At 42.7% G+C, this 24,215-nt stretch carries 8 protein-coding genes and 3 pseudogenes; all 11 read right to left on the bottom strand.

From position 1 onward, the window contains the following. Nucleotides 1-188: 188 nt before the first annotated feature. Nucleotides 189-2,738, bottom strand: a complete 2,550-nt coding sequence (locus DQQ10_RS21565; protein ID WP_112749004.1) for a glycoside hydrolase family 9 protein — start codon at nucleotides 2,736-2,738, stop codon at nucleotides 189-191. A 183-nt stretch (nucleotides 2,739-2,921) separates the two neighbouring features. Continuing rightward, a complete protein-coding gene (locus DQQ10_RS21560; protein WP_112749003.1) occupies nucleotides 2,922-4,433 on the bottom strand; it encodes a RagB/SusD family nutrient uptake outer membrane protein in 1,512 nt (503 codons plus the stop codon). A gap of 26 nt (nucleotides 4,434-4,459) precedes the next feature. Then, the gene (locus DQQ10_RS21555; RefSeq protein WP_112749002.1) at nucleotides 4,460-7,639 is read right to left on the bottom strand and encodes a SusC/RagA family TonB-linked outer membrane protein; all 3,180 of its coding nucleotides are present in this window, start codon (nucleotides 7,637-7,639) and stop codon (nucleotides 4,460-4,462) included. Nucleotides 7,640-8,242: 603 nt separating this feature from the next. Beyond that, nucleotides 8,243-8,974: pseudogene (locus tag DQQ10_RS28460) on the bottom strand (response regulator transcription factor); the annotation flags it as partial. Nucleotides 8,975-9,124: 150 nt separating this feature from the next. Then, a pseudogene (locus DQQ10_RS28455) lies at nucleotides 9,125-9,466 on the bottom strand (sensor histidine kinase); the annotation flags it as partial. Nucleotides 9,467-9,634: 168 nt separating this feature from the next. Further along, nucleotides 9,635-12,295 (bottom strand): annotated as a pseudogene (locus tag DQQ10_RS28450) (two-component regulator propeller domain-containing protein); the annotation flags it as partial. 1,217 nt (nucleotides 12,296-13,512) lie between these two features. After that, entirely contained in the window at nucleotides 13,513-14,442 is a 930-nt protein-coding gene (locus DQQ10_RS21540; protein WP_112748999.1) for an RHS repeat domain-containing protein, read from the bottom strand. A 12-nt stretch (nucleotides 14,443-14,454) separates the two neighbouring features. After that, entirely contained in the window at nucleotides 14,455-14,829 is a 375-nt protein-coding gene (locus DQQ10_RS21535; RefSeq protein WP_112748998.1) for an NTF2 fold immunity protein, read from the bottom strand. Between the two features lie 3 nt (nucleotides 14,830-14,832). Beyond that, nucleotides 14,833-20,115 carry an Ig-like domain-containing protein gene (locus DQQ10_RS28015; protein WP_165824046.1) on the bottom strand — a complete coding sequence of 1,761 codons (5,283 nt, stop codon included), beginning with the start codon at nucleotides 20,113-20,115 and terminating at the stop codon, nucleotides 14,833-14,835. Nucleotides 20,116-20,119: 4 nt separating this feature from the next. Next, nucleotides 20,120-20,521 carry a hypothetical protein gene (locus DQQ10_RS21525; protein ID WP_112748997.1) on the bottom strand — a complete coding sequence of 134 codons (402 nt, stop codon included), beginning with the start codon at nucleotides 20,519-20,521 and terminating at the stop codon, nucleotides 20,120-20,122. Next, nucleotides 20,518-24,132, bottom strand: coding sequence for a hypothetical protein (locus DQQ10_RS21520; protein ID WP_112748996.1), 3,615 nt, complete (start codon nucleotides 24,130-24,132; stop codon nucleotides 20,518-20,520). Before DQQ10_RS21520 ends, DQQ10_RS21525 begins: the two co-directional genes overlap by 4 nt. Nucleotides 24,133-24,215 lie beyond the last annotated feature (83 nt).

The raw sequence follows: 24,215 nt of genomic DNA, 5'->3' as shown, positions 1-24,215 counted from the left end.
TGTCTATGCCGTTTTGTTGGCCTTAACCTTCGTCCCTATTCGCATTTGTTTCAGCGGTAACCTCGTTGCTAATCTGCAACACGGCACTGCTGTATGCCTATCAACAATTGAACATTCGCTTTAAAATTTTGAACAAAGCGTTTTAAATCGCGCATTTTGAGCGATATAGTCCATTCGTGCTGATGAATTTACTTTTGTGTTGCCAGCGCGTGTACCGCACGAGAGAGAAAAATATAAGCGGCGCAAATGTCGATCACCACTTCATTTTCACCCCACAAGAAAGGCCAGTCTTCTTTGTTTTCTGGAAAGTCTGGTTTCAAGATCAGTAACCCAGGCACTACACCGCCTGCGATGTAACTAAAGTCAGCCCTGTTACTGCCATACGTGACGCGCTTCGACTTTACACCGACAGCAGAAACAAAAGAAAGATTCGAGTACGGGTGACATCCGAAAATGTAGCTCAATCCTGTGTACACAGTTTCAGCACTGATGATATCCGGGAAAGCTTGATGCGCACGATAATTCGTCAATGCCCAGTTGACAATCGTGAAGTTACCGCCCCATCCGCGCGCGGTCATCGGAACGCCGTATGGATTCTCTTTCGCGAGGTCGTCAATAGATTTTTTATAAGTCAGCACATACTCGCGCAATTTCTGTTTGTATTTCGAATCCATATACGGACACGCTTGCAGCGCAATTGAAATACTAAACTGTAAACCACCGTCGAGTGAAGACCAGATAAGCTCTTTAAACCGGTTGCCATATTTCTCATCTTTCGTTGTGATGAATAACTGCAGCGCCGCGTTCATTTCAGCATTTTTTCGAAAAAATGATGGCCCGCGAAGCGTGTCGGTATTAGGCATTGCCCGAGCCTCATCCCAAAGTTTTTTGGCGAAAGTCAGTGATTCATCAGCAAGCGCTTTGTTGTACTGATTCAGCGCACGATGTGCTGCCGCTAACGTCGCGGCCGAATAATAATCTAGGAAAGGCATCCTATTTGTAAATACCCATCGATCGTCCATCGTACCACTTGATCTTCCGTCGGACTGAAAAGGTTTGAGTGATGGATTATAAGGAAGATTATCTGTCTCTGTTGATGCGTCACCGAGATGATGATATTGATGCAAATTCGGAACGATGATACCGCGAACTGGATGACCAATGCTCTTTATTTGAGCGACAATGTTTAACGTACCGTGCTCGATTTGTTGGAGGATGTCTGCTTTACCATCCGGACGGTGAATGTCAACAAAACGTGTTGCTTGATCTATGTAAGTCTGATCGCGGTCGAGTTTAAAGTTTTCCCAAGTATTAACAAAGCTCAGAATCGCGCTACAATGCGACAAGGTTTGAATATCGAAGTCGCCAGCATCAAACCAACCTCCTACAGCTAGTCCCGGAATTCTTTCAAGCGGTTTAAACTTCGTGTCCGTAGTCGATGACATGTTATAGCCATCAAAATGTTCGTGATTAGGTGGTGCCTGCAAAGCATCATCCAAATACGGAACGCCATGCCATACACGATAACCTTCATTCACTTGCATATGATCCATCTGCACAGGGAACCAAACATCAAGGGTTGGAGCCCAGGTATCTTTATAAACATCCACGTCTATGATAAACGTATTTGACTTCGACGCACCATATTCAATAAAATATACGCCTGGATCTTTAACCGAACTAAAGTCAAACTTCACGTAGTTATAGCGGAGATATTTTCCCCAAGACTTCAACTGTCCAGTAAATTTCTTCACTGCTTTCCCATCGTCCATGACTTGAAACAATGTGGCATTTTGCTGCTGTGCATCATGCTCATCAAGCTCTATGATTGACACCTTTTCCTGATTCGGGTGATACCCAACCTGACTGAGGCCTATCACCGGAGACCGTTTCCAATCCGCGATGACATTCAGCTTTATAAACCAGCGCAACACCTCGCCCACTTTTTTTGACGGCAACAGACTACGAATAATAAAACAGCCGTTTTGTGCTAAGTTTCTTCCGTCAAAAAGCATGAGATCTTGTTGGTCCGATTGAATTGATATTTGTCTTTCAATATCCTCTGGACTTATCACGATACGACGTCCTGTGGCTAACGCATCAGCGGAGATAAATTCATCTTTTCCTCTATCGTCGAATGTTTTGTGCCCAGCGAATTGCGAGATTTTTTTGCTGGCAGGTAAAACACGTGTGTTGGCTGCCGGATACAGTGGAAATATGCCAGGGCGGCCATCCATCAAATAAGTTTTTTCAAAATAAGGAGACGGAATCAATTCAAGATTAAAACCCGCTTGCCCTTCAAGATTTTCAGGAATCATCTTGTCCAGAAAAACACTTACGACGATACCACCATTCTCAGCTTTGACTTTCACTTTTGAATTAAAATCAAATTCGTTGTATCGGAGCTCTACATCAATACTGTTATTCTTTTTATCAACTTTCCGTTGAACCAGCTTGGGAACAAGATCCCATTGCTCGGGAGTGTTTTGAAGTCTGACAGCCCCGCCTGTTACATTGCGTACGCCGTGATGAATAAATTCAATACCCGCAGTTTTTTCATCGAAAAACATGCCGTTGTATTCATTGCTGAAGACGAGAATATTTGCGCCCCTTGTCTCGAAATAATCTTGTTCATTTATTTTAAAATCTTGCGTAAACGATTCGTCGTACGAAAGAAGAAGAGTAAGTGTTAGGGCGATTGACTTTGTTGCTATAAAAAGGAATTTTCTCAGCTCCATACGTTAGTTTATTATTTTGCGGGGTTGATGTTGTTGATCTCGATTGGGGCATGTTTCATATCCAACGTGCTTGTAGCGTGCTGTAGAATCACACAACACGTCTGAATGAAGAATATGGCTGGGATTGCAATAAGAAAGGAGCGAGATCGCGCTCGCTCCTTTACATTACCAATGATCAGCTTGTTACCATCCAGGATTTTGGTCGTCTTCTGTCAACAGCGCATTGCTGTTAATTTCCATTTGAGGTATTGGTGCCAGCAAGTGTTTTGTGTCCATATAAACAATTGGCTCCGGAATGACAGTGGATATTTTGCCTAATTTTCTCCAGCGCAGAATATCTCTATTGCGTATCTGTTCACCGGCGAGTTCGACTCTTCTCTCATGAACAATCGCTCTGAAAACTTCATCAGAAGAATTCACAGGATAGTTCGCTGTTGGATATGGTGGCATTTCAACGCCGACTCTCGATCTTACCTCGTTTAGATAGTCAATCGCGTCGTCGTCATTACCCAACGCGTTTTGCACCTCCGCCATGTTCAGCAACACTTCGGTGTAACGCATCACACGCATATTGATACCTGATCGAACATCCTCGGCTGGGGCCTTATATATTTTTTGATATTTTTTCCATCCCCAATTTTCCAGGGTATCGGTGCCTTCGTTATACAGATCGCCAATGAAATAAAATGAATCATTATACCGTGGATCATCCTTGTCGTCACCCTTTGCTTCTTTTTCGTATTCATTCATCAATGATGGTGATGGTATCAAGTTTCGCCACGCATTCGGACCATACTCCTGGCCGCGAAAGGTTACTTCCGCCGTTGTGCCTTGTGCCGTGTTGTCCCAAATCGATCCGCCAAATGCTTCGGTGAATGCCACCTCAAATAATGACTCGGCATTGAATTCATTTTCCTCTCTGAAGTTGTCGAGGTATGGAATAGTTTTCCAACCATTGAAAGCGCCGCCGTCGATAATAGATGCCAGCAGTGGTTCTGCTTTGTTATACTCTCCGCGCTGCATGTACACACGCGCCAACAGATTTTGCGCTGCCTCTTTATTTGCTCTGGCGATGTTGCTCGCGTTGTATGAAGCCTTAACAGGAAGATTTGCAACAGCGTTCTCGAGATCAGATATGATCAACGCATAAACAGCATCTTCAGACGCACGCGGTAAATCTTCACCGATTTTTTTAGCATAGGTTTCCATCAAAGGAACGCCGCCCCATATCGTAACAAGATCGAAGTAAGCCAAAGCTCTCAGAAATTTCGCCTCCGCGATAACACGTGCTTTCAATTCGTCAGTCACGTTTTCCGTTGCTTTCGGTGCATTTTCTATTACCTGGTTTGTCTGATGAATCAGTCGGTACCATCCACGCCAAACTTGCATCACTACACCATTGGAAGCGTCGTGGTTACCTGTCAACAATTGGTCGCGATGCGTTTCAAGTTGGCCTCCACCCGACACGACGTCATCACCTCTCATATCATGCAGAAAGAAATACTCGCGACAAAAGAGATCCAAACTTTGCATGCTCGTATAAGCAGCGTTCACCGCTCCGACAATTTGATCACCGTTTTTATAAAACGATTCCGGTGTAAACTCATTTGGATTATCTCTGTCCAGAAGATCCTCGTTACATGACACGGTGAATACTACCGTCGCCATCAATGCTAATATTAATTTTCTTTTCATTGGAAAACTTTTTAATGATTCGACTACTAAAAACCGACTTGCACTCCTACAGTAATACTGCGCGCCTGAGGAAATTGACCGTAATCGATCCCTTGCGTGAGTCCGTTTGTTCCGGCATTGCGGTTACCAATTTCTGGATCATATCCGCCCTTGTACTTTGTAAGCGTCAGCAAATTTTGCATTGTTGTATAAACCCGTAGTCTTGTCAATGCGTTCTTAGTCAAATTTGATATCGAAGTGAAATTGTAACCGAGTGTGAGGTTCTTCACCCTGAAGTATGAACCATCTTCGACGAAACGGTCAGAAGCTCGCGCGTTTTGATTAGGATCACCAGATATCGCTCTAGGAACATTTGTGTTAGTATTCTCAGGTGTCCATCTGTCTAACACGGCAGTACCTGAATTGAACAACCTGGTCATGCCTTCCAAGTCATACTTAACTATACTATAGATCTGATTTCCGGAAACACCTTGCAAGAACAGTGACGCATCAAACCCTTTCCAGTTTGCTGAAAAGTTTACGCCATAAGAAAAGTCTGGAAGGAAGTGACCAATGTTAACTTTGTCTTTACTGTCCAACACACCGTCGCCGGTTACATCCTTGAATCGAATATCGCCAGGACGTGCCTTCGGTTGAAGTGCTCTTGAGTCGCCTTCCTGGAACAATCCATCGACAACATATCCATAAAAATGTCCGATCGGCTCACCCACTTTGGTAAGTGTTAGGTTGTCTCCATACCAATCCGCTTGTGCGATTGTAATACCTTCGCCACCGAGACTTATTACCTCGTTCTTAACAATCGATATGTTTCCTGATGCATTAAACGTTAAGTTTCCTGTTGACTTCGCGTAGCTGATTTCAACTTCAACACCTTTATTTTCAACTTCGCCTGCATTATCAAAAGGAGCAACATCGTATCCGAACGATAACGGAATCGGGCGTTGGATAATCATGTCTTTGGTCTTGTTGTTAAAGTATTCAAGTGAGAGTGTAATCTGGTTATCAAGAACACCTAGATCTAAGCCGACATTGGCCATGTGCGTTGTTTCCCACTTGAGCTTCGAATTTGCCAGTGCTCGAATGGTATAACCTGAAGACGCTGTACCACCAGATCTATCGAACTGATAAACCTGGTTACCAGAGATGGTGGATATCCATCCATAGTCGCCGCTGGAATTATTTCCGGTAACGCCATAACTCGCGCGTAATTTCAAATCGCTGATGAGTTCATTACTCGCCAAAAATGATTCTTCGCTAATACGCCATCCCGCAGACACCGCAGGAAAACTTCCCCATCGGTTATCAGGGCTAAATCTCGAAGAACCATCTCGTCTAAACGATGCACCAAGTAAATACCGGCCATTAAATTCATAGTTCACTCTACCGATGTAGGAGATCAATGTCGATTGCGATTTGTTTCCATTGAAGCTTACCTTCGACAGCGCTACCGGTTCTAGGATGTCATTTGAAAGCGGATTCTCACCACCGCCAGTTGTTTGCGAGAAATTATTTGTTTGCTGTTCCGCTACTAAGATTGCATTGATCGAATGCTTACCAAAAGTTTTGTCAAAGGTCAATTGATTGGTCAACAGAACGGATGTAAAGTGCTGACGATTCTGATTCACGTTCGCTGCAGATCTTGATGCATATCCACCCGTGCTATACGCTGGTGAGTGGCTTCGCTGCGTATAGTCCACGTAATCAACGCCACCTTTTAATCGATAGCTTAACCAATCAAAGATTTTCACATCGACATAGGCGTTACCTAAAAATTTAAGACGCTGTTGATTTTGCTTATCCTGTATTGCAATTCTTACTGGATTCTCAGGGTCTGATCCATCGACACCTTGTGCTCCAAAAAAATCCCCAAAATTATCAGGGTTGTATACGGGAAAATAAGGTGCACTTCTGAACATATGCTGAAGTTGCGTCCTCCCTCCTGCTTGTTGTTCTATTTTTCTTTCATCGAAGGCCACGTAAAAATTCTGTCCGACAGTTACTCTCTTCGATACATTGTGATCAGAATTAAATCGCGCATCGCCACGTTTGTATCCAGTGCCAAGCATGATACCTTCTTGCTCAAAATAGCCCAGCGATGCAAACATTCGTGACGAAGCAGAGCCTCCCGACAATTCAACTTTATGTTGTTGAATGCGACCTGTGCGGAACATTTCATCTTGCCAATCCGTGTTGGTTTGTCTGAAAGTCTGTGATGTCTGAGAATTGATTGGCTGATCCATCCCACCGAGTTCAATGCGGTCTGGAACTCCCGAACCAACTACCACGTCAGGGTCCGTGCCATTTGTTTCATTCTTATAGATATCTGCATTAGTCATTAATTCCGTGGCGTAATCAATGTACTGGGTTGTATTCAACAGGTCGAGTTTTCTCCAAGGTTGTTCAACACCATAGTAGCTATCGAAGTTTACACTGAGCTTCTGGTTGTTGGATCCACTCTTTGTTGTGATAATTACAACCCCGTTTGATGCTCTCGATCCATAGATTGCGGCGGCACTCGCATCCTTGAGTACCTCTACAGATTGAATGTCTTTGGGATTGAAACTATTTAAGTCAGAGGTTGGAAATCCATCGACAACGAATAAAGGATTAGCATTATTGATTGTACCAATGCCTCTAATCCGAACAAGAGGTGCTTCACCTGGAGATCCGTTATTGGTTACAGTCACACCTGCAACGCGACCCTGCAAGGCCTGTCCAACGTTTACGACGGGTTGCGCATTAATCTCTTTGGCAGATACGGATGAAATTGCGCCGGTAACAGATGCTTTTTTTTGCGTGCCGTATCCCACGACGACGATCTCTGAAAGTGTTTCAAGATCTGGTTGAAGACTAACATCAATTACCGTCTTTGCACCTACTTGAATTTCCTGGCTTTGATATCCAATGAAACTAAAAAGAAGTACAGCATCGGCGTTGTCGACAGTAAGGGCATAACCACCGTTAACATCTGTGGTGGTACCATTAGTCGTTCCTTTAACAAGGATGTTCACGCCAGGCATAGGCTTGCCTGCTTCATCATTAACTTGACCAGACACATTAATCGCAGCCGACGATTGTTTCGTATTACCAGCAATTGCGTTTACACCAATGCTAGAAATGAGGAGCAGCGAAAACAGCGATCGTAAATTAAAATTGAGCAATGGCAAGCGCCACTGATGCTTAAAGGTTGAGTAAGTTTCTCTCATAAATTTCGGGTACTGTTAAATAATTGGTTTTGGTTTTTACGCTCCCAGTAACTATTACAGTGAGCGTTTTGAGTCGGGCGTGTTTGTGAGTACGCTTCGGCTTCGTTGTAAAACATTGGGTTGTTCTTTGGTTGGGTTAGGGTTTATATTTTGGAATATTGAGTACTTACATTGACCAGCTTGCCATGACCGCAGCCGTAATAACCTTCTCCACGCACCACATCTATCCACTCTTACAGCCCACGAGCGACCACCCAAGCTTTTCTAAAAAACACATCATTGCTTGCATGCGAAACGTTCCAAAGCGCACTGCAAACGATTTCACTAATGTGGGATTTGAATGATGGAAAGCCTTTCACGAATAGAACATTCGCTTTAAAGTTTAAAACAATGGCGTTTTTGAATTGAATTGACGCTTTTTTCAGCGATCGCTCTAAAAAAAATCAAGATGGATGAGTCCGATCATTGATCGGATTAGGAAACGAAATCCTGTTCGTGTTATCACGAGAATTGGGATGATAATAACTTTTAGCGCAATGCAAAGAATTGCACAATAAGGCAAGGCATCGTTGCAACCTTGCGACGAGTTAAGTTATGGGATGGCTATTTTTCTTGAAGGTATTCGGACGGCGTCCTTCCGTACTCTTCCTTGAAAGTTCGAGAAAAATAAGATGCGGAGTTGAATCCGACCTCAAAAGCAATTTCAGACAACGTCAACTTATGTGAATCCATCAATTTGATAGCCTGTTTCATGCGAACCATCCGGATAAATTCGACAACCGACTTTCCTGTCAATGCTTTTATTTTGCGATACACGTGCATCCTACTTAAATTAAATAGAGAAGCGATTGAATCAACGCTTAGCTGTGAATCTTGAAGGTTGCTGATAATATAATCAATTGCTTTCTGCAAAAACTCTTGATCCAAGGCATTCGTCGCTACCTTGCCCGGCATCAGATACACATCTTGACTGAAGCGCGCATACAATCGCTGACGCGACGAGACCATTTGTGAAACGTGTGCCATCAGGTGACGAATATTAAATGGCTTCGGTATGTATAAATCTGCTCCCGTATTTATGCCTGCGATTTGGTCTTCTATTGTTGCTTTTGCACTCAACAATACAAAAGGTATATGACAGGTGCTCAGGTCCGATTTCACTGCTTGACAAAATTCAATTCCATTTCGCACAGGCATCATAACATCACTGACGATGAGATCTGGACTTTCTGCCAATGTGATTGCTAGACCCTCCTCGCCATTATTAGCTTCGAGTACGGCGAACGCTACACGAAGCTCAGCTGCGAGATATGCTCTTAATTCAAGATTATCTTCCACGATCAAAACCCGAGGCTTTGTCGATTCATCATGAGCGATTTCAGAAATACTACTGGGCGCATTGACGAAATCAAAGTGATACGCCTCGCGTTGAACATCCGCGGGGGCAAGCGTGTCATCGCTCACTTGATATAATTTACCATCGATGGGAAGAAGAATTTTAAATACCGTAGCCTTATCCGGTACGCTCTCCGCGCTGATCGTTCCGTGATGAAGTTCAACCAATGCCTTAGCCAATGACAAGCCAATACCCGTTCCTGGATCTGCTGCTTTGAACGACGATTTAGCCTGATAGAACTTCTCAAATATATGTGGCAGTTCTTCTTGCAAAATACCAATGCCGTTGTCTTCAATAACCAATTCGATACATTGACAAAGCATACCATTTGGAATAACAGCATGCTTAACCTGAATTGTTAATTTGATCGCTCCGCCGTCGGCAGTAAATTTAAATGCATTCGACAGGACATTAAATATTACGCGCTCTAATTTATCCCGATCAAACCATCCACGCACCTCGTTCGAATCAGCGGATAAAGAAAAGCTGATTCCTCTCTTGGCCGCCATTTCGTTAAAAGCGGCTGACGTTTCAACAATGAATTTTACCACGTCGCCGTGTTGAACATTAAGCTTTATGTTTCCTACCTCCAACTTGTTAAAATCGAGTAACTCATTAACAAGTCTTCGCATGCGAGATGCATTTTTAAAAGCCGTATAAATACGATCACGTAATACTCCAGGCACGTCGTTGGTACCCATCAGGCTTTCCAATGGAATTAATATCAAACTTAACGGTGTTCGAAATTCATGCGCCACGTTTGTAAAAAATTGAGTCTTTGATTCACTCAATGCGTGTTCTTGCTCGCGCTTTAACTTTTCAAATTTTATTTCGTTTTTCAATTTCAATCTTTCGATACGAACGCGCGCCACGAAGTATACAAATAGTGTGAGAACAATAAGATAAACCGAAAATGCCCACCACGTTTTCCAAAACACGGGACGTATAGTGATCTCTAATCGCAAAGATTCAGACAGCCACACACCATCTTTATTTGAAGCCTTGACCATGAACTCATATGTACCGGGATCGATGTTTGTGTATATTGCACTGTGGTTGGATCCAATACAATTCCAGTCTTTGTCAAAACCTTTTAGCATGTAACAATAGTTGTAGTCCGGCGACAGCGCGAGATCAAGTGCAACGAAATCGATGACAAATGATCGCTGGTCGTAAGCAAGTGTGACATCCGATGTTAAGCTAATGTGCTTCTTTAATGGTGAATCAATATCGCCAGGTTTAATCGACCGATTATTGATTTTCAGGTCACACAACATCAATGCTGCTTGTGTCGGTGTTGTACGAATGCTGTCTGGAAAAAAACTGTCTATACCGCGGTTTCCACCAAAAAGAAAATTACCAGCCCGCGTTGCAAGACACGCCTTCCTGTTAAAATTGGTTGACTTCAGCCCGTCTTCACGCGTGTAGTTAATAAAGGTTTTCGTCTTCGCATCAAATTTCAACAACCCGTTACTAGCACCGAGCCACACGTTCCCGTGATTGTCTGGAAGAATGGACCTGACTGTGTTTGCCAATCCATTCCTTTGCAGTGGATATCGAATAAAGTCACTCGTACCATGCCTCCGTACATTCAGCGCTTCGGTGGTACCAACCCACAAGTCTTTGTTTTTATCCTCGACAACAACCTGAATTTGTGCTCCAATAATAGTTGTATCTGTCGCATCTGGCAGATGTAGGCGATACGAAAACGAGTTGGTTACGTCCGGTGTTAATTCGTACAACCCATACAACGTTCCTACCCAGAATGTACCTTTTGAATCTTCCATCATATCTGATACATACGCCGTGTTTGGGATATGATTGACCTTCTTGTATTCTGTCGCACTTACAAATTGATGCCGCTGCGAATCAAAGTAAAACAGTCCACTGCCCCATGTTCCAGCCCACACCACGCCTTTCCTATTTTCATACACACAAAATACCTGATCGTTTCCAAAGCCCTCTGACGTCAAAGAGTAGTTGGTGACTTCAAACGTTTTTAGATTTACTTTGAAAATTCCTTTCCCAGCAGTGCCTAACCACAATGCACCGAATCGATCACAAATGATCGAAGTAATATTCTTGTTACTGATCTTGCGATTGATTTTATCCATCAATTGAACACGCTGCTGAACGGGATTCATCTGCGCAATACCAATACCATTCAACGCTAACCAAAGATTGCCCTGATCATCTTCAGCAAAACTTCTAACCTCATTTGCCAATCGCGGAAAATTATTGATTGATGACGTGTTAAATTTCTTGGCGTTGTTTTCCAACAAAAATGCGCCGTTGTTGAATGTGCCAATCCAAATAGTACCTGAGTTGTCTACATAAATGGACTGAATGTAGTTAGACGGTAGACGCTTTAGATTATCTTCCTCAGCAAGTAATCGCCGCACGCGAGTACCATCGTGCGAGATTATGTTAAAGCCAGAGTTTTCACCACCAGCAAGAATATTTCCATTTGCATCAACACAGAGACTGAGAATCTTATTTGCGCTTTCGCCCAGCATAGTTCCTGACAATACTTTATCCACGTCATAGTCGCCGTTTCCTGGCGTCACGCGCATAATCTCACCGCCCACGGTGCTAACCAGAAGACTTCCTTTTTTTTCTGGTACAATGGCGCTGATCTGCGCGTTCGAAAATTGCTCCAGAGACCCAAGCGGAAGACGTTTGAAAGAGTGCGTGTCATATAACAACAGGCCACCCTTTGTGGAGCACCACATTTTATCATCCATATTAACCAAACTGTTGACAAAATTGGATGACGGTAACCTTCCACTGCGAGGCTGATCGACAAGATAAGTGAACGCTTTCTTTACAGGATCGTACACGTTGATGCCACCTTCGTGTGTACCTATCCACAACATGCCCTTAGCATCAAATTCAAGGTCGGTTATGTATCTGTTGTTAAGATAATTTCTATTTCCTTTGATGGAATCTACGGTAATAAAGTTATCCAGCTCTCGGTTATAAATACTGAGACCTTGTGCCGTGCCAATCCACAACTGTTTCTCATCGTCTTCAGCCATGCAGTTGATTGTATTGTGTGGAATTGAATTCTTGTCGCTAACGTCATGCGTGTAGCGATAGGTATAATTTCCATCATATCTAATCAGCGCATCTTCCGTTGCTATCCACATAAATCCACGACTGTCTTTGTAAAAGCAGCGAACAAATGAATTCGATAATACATCGGGGGCTACGGCATGAAAGGTTGGCGATTGCTCTTGCGCGAATGAAGGGTACGCCATCGAGAAAATGCATCCAAAAAAAATTAATAAACGAAGAGCCCAATTGGATGAAGTCTTCACATGTTTATAGCCTAACGTGATCATTTTCATCATCTGCATCTGCATTCATTTTAGCTCCTTCAGTACGCACACGTTTATTCGTGTATAAATCGAATAAGTGTTTAATATACTATTATACGAATTTTCAATCGAATGCAATGAATTTAAATTAGGGGTGCACCCATGACATGGCGCCGCATGGCGAGCGAGCCCACATTGTCGACGAATTGGCACGAATTGTTCGAGGAAACAAAAAAAGACCATTTTCATACGAAAAATGGCCTTTTTGCTTTAATGATAGTATAATCGCGGAGAGACAGGGATTCGAACGTTCAACTTAAGTTGTTGGTAGTCAACGTTGTTCTATTCAGTCAAAATCAGCTACACCGAATTTTACACCGATCAATTCGTATTCAAAAGACAATCCGAAGATATAAAAAAATCGCTGGTAGAAATATGGATCTGACATTTTACCCTTACAGCTTATTGCGAAAACAATAACGATAAAATTACAAAGGGTAGGCCTCGGCGTAAACGCTCTGTCAAAAAATTAAATTTGGTTCGCGATTGCTTGTAGTCGTAGCATGAGACCGTACTGATTGACATCAATATATCGAATTCCGAAACACCATAATGTCTAACACATCCTAACCTTTCACCAGCCAAAATTAACGTGCTTCTTAGCGCGGATTACCGAATATATTCACCTTTACTATTTCTGCGATAAATTATTGCGAGGTCATCGCTATCATTCGATTTAATGGTCAAAGTCGTAACCACGTCTATTCCATACCAACGCTTAACCCGAGGATATTGACTCTTTTTAATCGGGCGTCGATCGACCTTAAGGGTCCACGATGTTCCCTCGTAAAACAATTTGAGCAATTTTGGATATAGGATATCGCTAAGAAGGACCCCTTCAGAATTTTCAATGATCAATTCAAAAGGCATGTTTGTCGTGTCTACAAGCGAAAAACAGAACTTCTGATCATCGATTTTGGCTAAGAAAATCTCATTCTCTGAAATTAACTTGATTACTAGGTCTTCATTTCTAATTGGGATCTCTTCAACTTTTACAGAAATGTTTAAACATGTCTGACTGCAAGCAATAGTGGAACATAGGAAACACATAACAGTTAATACTGTAATCTCAGGGAAGAATCTATAATAGATTTTGGTCATGGTGCTGTTGCAGATTGAAAAGTGTTTAATGGAAAGGTTGCTACCTCACCGGTTTTGTCAAAAAATCTCACAAGGTTGTTTGCAGGATCAAATAAAATATGTGGCCCTTTTACATCGGGATGAAGTTTTGCTGCAGTTTTGTCGCCTTCTGACACTGTAGGGTAGGAAAAAAGAGTACCTCGGCTGGTGTTTATTTCCCCAGTTGGATGCACATGGAATGTTGTTATTGTTGTTTTTATTTTTGCACTAATGTCCGGTTCCGCGGAGTTATATGGGCCTAAAGTCGCTTCATTAACCTTTCCATTTTTATAACTCATTGGTTTGCCCGGCTTCGCATTGGCAACGACTTCATTTCCGTCGCTGTCCTCACCCACCACACCGCCTTCTTCATGCAAAGCACCTACCGGGTCCGTAGAACTGGGCGCTCGCATTCTCCCAATTGAACTGTACATTTTTTGTCTGTTTTCGAAAGTAGGTAGGGTAATAACTTTGGCCTGCCCTTGCTTCAGATCATTTACAGTCTTAGTAGCATCTTTTTTATTACCCTTATACATCTTGCTGAGAGTCTTAGTACTCGTATTTACAACATGAATTTTGCCATCTTTTTTTCCATCAGAAAAAACTTTATCGCCTTCGCTGGAATAATAGTCGCCAAATGGCTTTCTACCGTCGGGGTCTACGAACCTTACCGCGTTACAGTAAGCATAATTATATACGCTATGTCTTCTCATCTGATCAGCCAACGGATCTACCACCATCCATCTACAACTCGCGGGGTCATACATGCGAGAGCCATAATCAAACCAGTTTAAACTAATCTCATTTTGCAATTCTTTACCATTGTACTGTAGATCCTGCGCTTTAGTGTTTTCCCTCGTATATTGATTAAACGGCAAGCCAAATGGATAATAATCATTCAAACGCACGAACGCATCTCTCTACCTGCTATGACCAAGCTGAACAAATCTACCGTCCATCGCATTTATGACAACTTCAAAAGTGCCGCCATCTGCACCTTTGGGCAAGGTGCCATTAATTACCCAATACCCGTTGATCAAATAAGCTTCATAAGGTTGTTCACTCCGTATTTTGTCCTCACCATAAAACTCAAATAGCGCTGCCTCGGCAATCGTAATGGCAGATTTTTCATTTTTAATGAGCGTGTCTCCCCGAATTAACACATATGACGTATCTGATAAAATTTTCTCAAGCCTCTTCTGAGCACGCTCCTTACCTAAATACCTTGGATCCTTTTGACAAGCCACAATAGCACAAAAACAAATCAAAATAACAAATGATACTTTATTTTTCATAATCTAGTTCTTTATGGCTGACGCGCCTTTCATTAATGGCAAAATTATGTTGTCCAGAATGTAGCTTCCAACTCCACGCACCGGTTCATCTTTTGGCAAGTCTTTGCTGTTGATATTATTTTTCCGTCCATTTTTTGCGTGATGATTTTCATCGCTCGGAATGCTTTCCGAAACAGTGGAAATCTTATCAGAACTCACATCATATTGTAAAAGACTTCCGTTTGGAGTAGCGACATAAGAATTCAATCCTAAGTCTTTCGCATTTTCTATATCGGTATCAGAAAATTCATCGACAGCTGCCACGGGAGGATCAGCACCGTGAGTATGAGCACGTGCCACAACTTCACCGTCTTGCATAACGTTTGGATAGTAGGTCGTAAAATCCTCAAATCCTTTGTTAGGCACATTGTATGTATAATGTGTTTCACCGCTCTCCTTGTCGGTCACTTTATAAATTTTAGTGGCATATTCCTTATTATCAGCTATAGAATTATCATTATACAGCATGGCAAAGTCCGTTGCCGCATCTTTTTCCGTTTTAAACTTGTCTCCCGGATCCATAGCTGCATTACCATCCGGATCGATGAATCGCATTGGGTTATTAAACACATAGGCATATGGACTATGTCTTCTAGATATTTCAGAAAGTGCGTCTACCACACCCCACCTTCCAATATCGCTCATGTACATCCTAGCACCGTAATCATACCATCCAAGATCAAGTTCATCTTGTTTCTCTTTTCCGTTGTACAGAAAGTTTTGTTTGGTGCTGCTCTCTCTAGAATAAGAGTTGTAAGTCAACCCGAATGGATAATAGTCATTTACACTCTCAATAGCCGATGGTTTAATTGCGAATGTAACATCGTCAAAGTACACGTCTACGTGATTGTAATGCTCATTACTTAAAAACACATATGCATATCCAGCCTCAGGCGCCTTTGCCGAAATCTCAATTAGATCATGCGGTCCCTTCACAGTCGAGCTTGTTTGCGCACCAACCGTCGAAATCTGATCAAATGCGGCGTCAAGAAAGTTATAATCTTTATCGAAAAACAAAATCGTAGCAAATACCTTAGGTGCTGTGTCATCGTCGTCTTCGTGATCCCCGCCAACTACGCTTAGACTGTAACTCTCCAATGCGTCATATAGAATACGTTCGTCTCCCGTTGAAGAAGATGAAACACCAAACGCACTTGACAACGAATTTATTAATCCCGCTGGGCTTGCTGACGTACTAAGATTCATGTACTTCGCCCAAGCTTTCACAGAAATTTCGTCTCCAGGCATCACCGTGTACGATCGTGCGACCCCGACTCTGCCGTTCCCATACCCATTGAGTTTCTGCGTGTGAGTCGAAACGTTGGCTGCGTCAGTATGCTCGACCAAATCAAAATCATGCCGAGTGTAATTCTCAAATTCCGGATTTGTAGCAGTTTCAAAATTTGCAAAAGCAGTGGTCGCTTGTTTGGGCCTCGCGGTAAACGCGATGCGTACGTTGCCAAGGTGATCCTTTAAAAAATATTGGTATTCCCAGTCTGACCCCTTTGGTAGAACGCGTCCTTCTGGATGAAGGATAAACTGCAATACATCGTTCTCATAAATCATTTCTCCTATGTAGTCAGTCCGTTTTACTAAGACATTATTACCGTTGAATACTTCCTGCGCCAATTTTCGGCCAGTAGCATCGTACGTATACCTCACTTTTTCAGTACCCTTAATTACCTCAACCGGCAAATTCAAATGGTTGTATTTAATTGCTGCCACATCCGTAAGGCCCTTATTCCTGTCGCTAGTCAAGTTGCCATTTACATCATAGCTGTAATCGTTCGCACCAGTATTTCCATTTACAAATCCCTTAGTCGCGTCAGCTGCATCGTTAACGTACATAAGCTGATTCCCTGAATATCCATAGGCCAATTGATCCATGCTAGTGCCAGAAAATCCTTTTCGGACTAGTGAGCGTATATTTCCATTCAGGTCATATGAAAGTTCTTCTCCAAACCCGTTGTTATTACTCTTCCATTCCCAAACAGTTTCGTCCTTCTGCAAGTCGTAGTGATTTGCAGTCATTAATCTATTTAAACTATCGTAGACATATGCATAAGCATGCTTTTTCACAGGACCACCATTCCCCTTGCTCCACTTTACGGCCGAAATATTTCCATTAAAGTTTCCCGACGTAGGTAGCCCATTTATTGTGTCATTGTATGCAAGCCTCATTCCAAAGTAATCAACACTATTATCACCAGATGCTATCGCGCCAACATCTGCGTCATTAATATTGGTCAGCCAACCACGAATATTATAACGATAATCTATACTCTGCTTTGCATCATTCCCAGATCCGTTCACACAGTGTAACTTCTTGTCAACAAGCTGACCTATTTCATTGTATTGATTTGCAAGCAGCACCACGGCAGTATCACCGTCAACGGAATGTGTTGCAAATTTTAATCTTGACGCGTGATCATAGGAGAAAGTCTCGCGAATGGACGTCGTCACGTTATTAGTCGTTATAGACCTTCGTGCCGAAATAACTTGCCCGCTGAAGTCAAAGAGACTAGTCGTTACAGTTTTTCCTTTTTGGTGGCCCGATACAACCTGGATAATTCTATACTTATCATCATAATAGTTGGTTGACCATAGGTATGTCGTCGTGCCCAAGACGATTACTTTTGTTCCAGTCATTTTCCCAACAACGATATTATTTTCGCTTCCGGGTTGTCCTTCTATTTCCGAGTTTGAGTAGTTGTAAGCGGCACTTCCGATTAACGTCTTAAATCCATAACTATCATAGTATGTTACTGTCAACACTGTTAGTCCAGAAGTTGGCCACACTACGTTCGTATAACCATGCGTTGCAGCCGTTCCATTGTAAGATTCAAAAAAGTTTGTTGCACTAATTTGACCTGCCATGGTAAATTGGCTAACCATCGTAGCATGCGTATAGATTCCGGTAATAATTGGACGGTTCAACGCATCGTACTTCGTAAAACTCCATTGTTTTGACATACGCTGTATACCATCTTGAGAAAGCACCAACCTATCACGCTTATCATAAACCATCAACACCGAATCTGACCCGGGGGCTTTCTTCATGATCATTCTTCGTGATGCATCAAACCGGTAACAGAATGCAAAATCGTGCAAGTCGGTTGCCGTCGGATTTAATTTCCCACTCACTGAGAGTTTTTTCGATAACTCTGGTTGAAGTACAAAACGCAACTGATTAAAATCATCATACACATAGTAAGTCTCCGTCCAGTTTCCTGCTGTATTGAATTTTGCTTTGACACCCTTCACATACATCTTCTTAAGCAATAGCCTGCCCAACTTGTCTTTATACTCTCTACTTTCATGGCCTTGCTCATCTTTAACAACATTTACGGTTAATGATGATGAAGGAAAATATCCTTTTCCACTTCCCGAGATAACCGTCGTATCCCTAGTCGGCATATTTCCAGAAACTTTCCACACAATTATTTTTTCCTTGCCATCAGTAGCCCCATCAACATTGTACAAATAGCCAGTTTCAACAGCTTTGCTTCTGTCAAACCAATCTTTGCCCGATCCAAAACTTTTCAATGGCCGGTTCAAAGGAGATATTTCAAAAACAGTTTCGGAAAATGGTCGCTGATCTTGAGCGATCATTCCTGAAGAATTGTTACTGTAAAAATTTGCGGCTATGCCAGAATAATTGCCGGAAACGTCATACGTGATTGTCTTAAAGCGCCCGTCTTGTCCATACGTTATGGGAAGATACTCGCGATGCTGCCGGTTGAATGCGTCATACACTACCGGTTGAATAACATCTTTCTTAGACGGTGACCCTTGTGCAATTATAGTCTCTAATGGTCTTCCGAGACCATCGAAATACTGGATGGACTGAGAGCGTTGATCAACGGTGAGGCCTTCTATCGAAGCCACATCAATAACGCTATCTTTTAGAATTGTGTTAGTGACTATGTAATTTACATTCTGGCCGTCTAGCTGACCTTTAAGTTCAAAGGGATTGGCCGTATCCGATAGCCCCCCTTTTGTCACTGTAACCGTGTAGCTGCCTTTGATGTTAGTTGAAAGTGTACGTGCGTTTCCGACTACTACGCCGGACGAATTCTTCCATTGATACGAGTCATACCCAACGCCTGCATCCATTGTCACTGACTTATTCATCACAATGAACGATGTTGGTGCTGTAATAACTGGTTTCGCGTACACACTGACGTGAATCAAAGAAAAGGGACTCTCACAACCTGCGGCACTCACTGCCTTCACACGCATGTATGAATTGGTGGTAGCGCTCAAAACCGGCGTTACATAAGTTGGCGCCGTGGCTAGTAAAGTGCCCGCACTGTTATACCATTTATATGTTCCACCCGTAAGCGCGCCAGTCCCGGTTAAAATGAGCGTTCCACTACCAAAACGAGCGTTACCGGTCGCGGTCGCAATTGGAACGTTTTCAATGGAAACTGCAACAGGCGTTCGTTGCGTGCCCTCGCAATTTGTAGATGCATTGAAGCTAGCTGCATAATATGTTGTATTCGCCGTCAATACAGGCGTTGTAAATGTATTGCTCGTCGCAAGAAGGCTACCACCCGAGGCCGCACTGTACCACTTTATTGTTGTCGCGTTCGGAGGTGGCGTTGCATTAACCTGCGTGGATGTACTAGCACAAAACGAAACATTATTTGCCGTCGGCGCCGCCGGTGGACCAACGAATGCTGTTACTGGTACCCTAGCAGAGTAGGCGCCATTGTATGGGACCATCGTAGCTGCGTAAAAAGTCGTCGTCGTAGATAAGGATGGTGTGGTATAGGAGGTTCCTGAATTAAGAGGGCTGCCGCCAGATGCCGCTGCATACCAAAATACAACTTGGTAGGTATAAATTTGTGAAGCATTCAATGTCAACGTTCCCGTATTACATCGACTGCTCACCGACGACACTACTGGTGGAGCTGGCACTGGGTCATAGATAATTACGTTTGCAATCCCCTTCTGCGTGCTGCCATCAAAGAAAGCAATAAATGAGTTTTGTGGCGTGGTCGTCCATTGCACTTGGATATTGTAGGTAGATCCATCCTGCCACTCAGCTAGGACTGTACTCGCGCCATTTCGTTCCCAACGTGGCATCACCGCAACACCAGTGTACTTGTAAGTACCGGTGGACCCAACAACAATGGGTCCTGATGTTCCAGTAAACTGTGCATATGATTGGCCCGCTAGAATTGGCAACATGAAACACGCAACCAAGGAAACTCTTAGAACAAAAAAAATTCTTTCACGCATGGTATTACTCTGTTTCACTGATGATATATCGTTGATGCATGGCTGTCGCGGCAGCTTGTGTAAAATCCACAACAACTGCAATCACATTATTTATTCGTTCGAACTTAATGTGACCTTGATGATTTTGATAATTAACAACGTACGTCAGGAAGCCATCTTCGTTAATATTATTCCAAGTACCTTCCACTGAAACGATTTCGAATGAAAACGTTTCACTTGAATAAACAAGCTGAATTGGATTGTTTGCATGTGTCTCAAACCGGCAAGTGGCGGCAACTTCAACATTCGAATGCAATTCATTGCTTCGATTGGAATGCCATATCAAATGCTGATCAGCTAATGATGATTGTCCTGCAACGAGAAAAGGACAGAGGATAAAACAGAAAAGAAATATGTAGTTGATCATTGCTGTGTACGGTAATGATATTGATAGTGCTTAACAATTTTTTTTTGATCGTCAGACACGGTGAGTAATCTGTTAAAGTTGTCATACTCGTAGTAAGTGAACACACCATTCGGATCACACGAAGATTTTAATCCTTTCAAAGGTTCATAGACATATGTTGTCATTTGTGCCTCTTGAGGATACAATCTAAGCTCATCTATAGTGACCGAACCAGAAATCGTAATTGAAGTTACATTCGCCGCCATGACGTGACGGTATAGCGTCCAGCCATTCCGGCTCTTTAATACTTGTGCCGCAACATTATTAACGTTCGCCGCCGCGCCACTAGACCAGTAAGAAACGACATAAATCTTACCTGCAGGAAGTGACGTCTTGGTAATCGAGCCACTTATCGTATAAGATCTTTCTCCTGATACACCGCCAATGGCGCGTGACGCGCTTACTCCAGACCATCCACCAGTCCCTTCACTTGTTTCAAAGCTGGTATATGCGATATGCGTCGAGAGTGCATTAACAACCGACGCTGTTTGATAATTGTTGCTATATCCCCATACATAGGTTGTTATTGTGTTACTAGTGGGTTGGATACTTTTGATGTTTCCTGACCCATCGAATTCAATAGTTCCCTTGAGTTTGAACTCTGCTGGAACCGTACCTGTGGTTGTCGAAGCAATTACTTTTGGTGCTGTTGTTTCAATAGCATAAAGCTCATTCGGAGTTGTCAGGCCGGAAGTAGTTTTATACTTTGTAAAACTTCCTCCTATTACTTTACCGTTTACTTTTTCAAGTGTCTCAAGTGGCGAACTCATCATATTCTTGGACTTTAAATCATTCAGCCATGTCCAGCCTGTTGCGACGTAATCATTTGGATATTTTATTTCCTTTGTTGAAAAAATATTGTTGCTATTTTGAATGGATTCGGAGGACACATAACCCATGCTATTGTACTGAAAATCTTTGCGGGTCTCGAAGGTCAAACCATTTTCATAAAAACGTTCAAAGCTAGTTTTTAACGCTGCCTTAGCCGCTCGTATTGGATAGAAGTGTAAGATCTCCATTCCGCACGTTTTACAGTTTGTTTGAAAATGCGCTTGTTCCAGTGGACAAGACACAAGAGGAAATTTGATGACCGTTTTAAAACCCCAAAAAAGCTTTTTATTGAATAAGTAGTATTCGTTTTCAACCTCTTTTACTTTAACGTACATATTATTCTCAAACTTAAAATCCCTTCGAAACTTCATGAGCCCATTGTCCAAAATATTCTCAGTAGGAATTCCAGGAGGCAACCTTTCAACGCTATCGCGCGGTGCACGAAGGGTGAATACATATTCCGTTTTGCCGCTCTGTGCACCGTCGAATTCTTCTGTCACAAAACGATATCCCACTGGTGATCCATTAGCAGAATTAGAGTACCGCACGAAAGTATCAGAATAAAGAGAAACAATTTTACCAGGACGCTCGACCAAACATGGCACTGGTGCGGCTTGCGTAGGCGTTCGTGTTTCAAAACACATGACTAACTTTTGATCGTTCTTATCCTCGTATGTCATGATTGGCATGTTCAAGTTTAGACTCTCCCCATACGTGTATTTCTTTTTCCACGAAGTATTTGTAACAGGCTCATTAAATTCGATACGCTTTATACGAAGGCCACCACCTTTTAGGGTTGCATTATCCTGAGTTGAAACAAAGTACTGCACGTCAATTGTGGCGTACGAATTATTACGAATGTCTCCCACAAACTGATCCGGATAATGGGCTTGAACCCGATATGTGCCCGCCGGTAGAGATAAGTTCAATATGTTACTCATCACGTTTGTGCCTTGGTAGCGCCATGATTCAAAAATTGACCATGTGCCATTCGCGTTCTTTTTTTCAATAGAAGCCCACATGCAATCACCCAGCGGGCCTGCGGTGCAATTCATTAACTCTGAAGAACTTTTGGTGAGCGCATAGTTTATTTTAACCACCTGTGCAAGAATTGTGAATTCGTTAGAGACAGGATTATTATATACAACATCCTGCGATGTGGCAAGTGGATTAAAATCTGTAGCACCCCTGTTTTGAACTTGAGACCCATTAATTGAGTTTCTAAAGCGATTGGATTCGTAAGTAAACTTTATTGATCCCCCCGTTGGGTATCTGATTTCAGTAAGAATACCAGCTTGCATCTTAACTGTATCAGCTTCACGGTTTGCACCGATGTAATTCATAAACCAATCATGAACTCTATAGTACTTCATGAGCTGTGCTCCTGTTGGAAGTAATGTGTTGTTGTTTACCCCATTGAAATTACCCCAATAGTCTGTGGCAAGCGAAGTTTTATAGGGAAGGCTTGTGTTATTATAGACGAATTCATGGCGCAGCACTGCACCATCTGATCCGACCTCATCAAGTGACACGAGTTTCAAACGCAGTTTGCGAAAATTTGAAGTGTAAGACGGCAACACGGTTCCACCGAATTGACCATACCGATCACCGTACATCAGGTCACCTTGAAAGTAGTCATAATTGAATATGTATCGTTTTATGATTTGGCCAGCATTGTTAACAACCCGAATCTCATCAATCTTCTGACCATTCAGAAGATCCTGCCGAGCGCTTTTTATAAACTTAATTGTTCCTGCACTAAATCGAATTGAATCAAGCTGCGGCGCTAAGCTTTCAGGATTTGACTGTGTACTCGAATTTTGCGGCGTATTTGATCCTATGTGTGCTTCAAATGAAAAGCTCACTGACCTTGTTCCTGCGCCGATCGCCGCACGAGGAGCATAATGTAAACTGACAGTTCTATTAAGCGCACTCTTAATATTCGTAAGTTGGAATGAAGTGTTCATGAGCTGCGTTCCACCGAGATAAGTTTTCACGGGGGATGCCTCTGCTGCAGCGAAAGAAAACTGAAATCCGTCGGGGCTTACTGCTTTCATAGTGCCCACGGCATCATGACTAAACCAAATATTATCACCGTTGAGACTCTCACTTTTCACAAGAGTTTCACTGTATCTTTTGAACAGAAATTTACCGCTATAGCCAGGGAAATTATAAACGTACATGTCCGGCTCGCCATCCAGATCCATCACGGTTGTTCCATAGTTAACACTCGTAGTGTCTTCTAGATAATACGAACAATTAAGCGGTTGCTCAACGGTGTATCGCGCAGCGTCAAACGGGATCGAATAATGTTGGCTTGGTAGTGGATACGTAGAAGCAAACGCAGCCATTTCGAAATCATACCTGTTTCTTACCTCCACGCTGATATTTCCACCCGCATCGAGAGACCAACCGAGTCCTACATTAGATGATTCTTCATTAACACGGATTCCAGCGGCGTGATATTTTAAACTTATAGGAAGCCTAATGTCGCCATCGACAATCTCATACAATGGTATGCTAATATCTGGAATGCCATTAAAAAGGCTGACAGGTATTTCCACATACTTAGCAAAGGCTGCAGTCTCTGGCGACTTTACCGTTACGTTCTGTTGATACTGTGATATTATGTTTGTTTGAGCTAAAGTAGATTCAACTATTGCGAGTGCAAAAGCAATAAAAAAAAACTGTCTTCCTGCAGCTGCAAGAGTAAAATTCTGAAGACGACTATTCAATGTCATACCGCGTGATGTTTATCCTCAGTCTCACGCGATCGGTTAGCTCACGACAAACTCGCAAGATGCTGTTGCACTTGAAGTACGAC

The organism is Pseudochryseolinea flava, from assembly GCF_003286915.1.
Taxonomy (GTDB): Bacteria; Bacteroidota; Bacteroidia; order Cytophagales; family Cyclobacteriaceae; genus Ohtaekwangia; species Ohtaekwangia flava.
The sequence above is the reverse complement of the archived record's forward strand: the minus strand, read 5'-3'. Positions and strand labels throughout refer to the sequence as shown.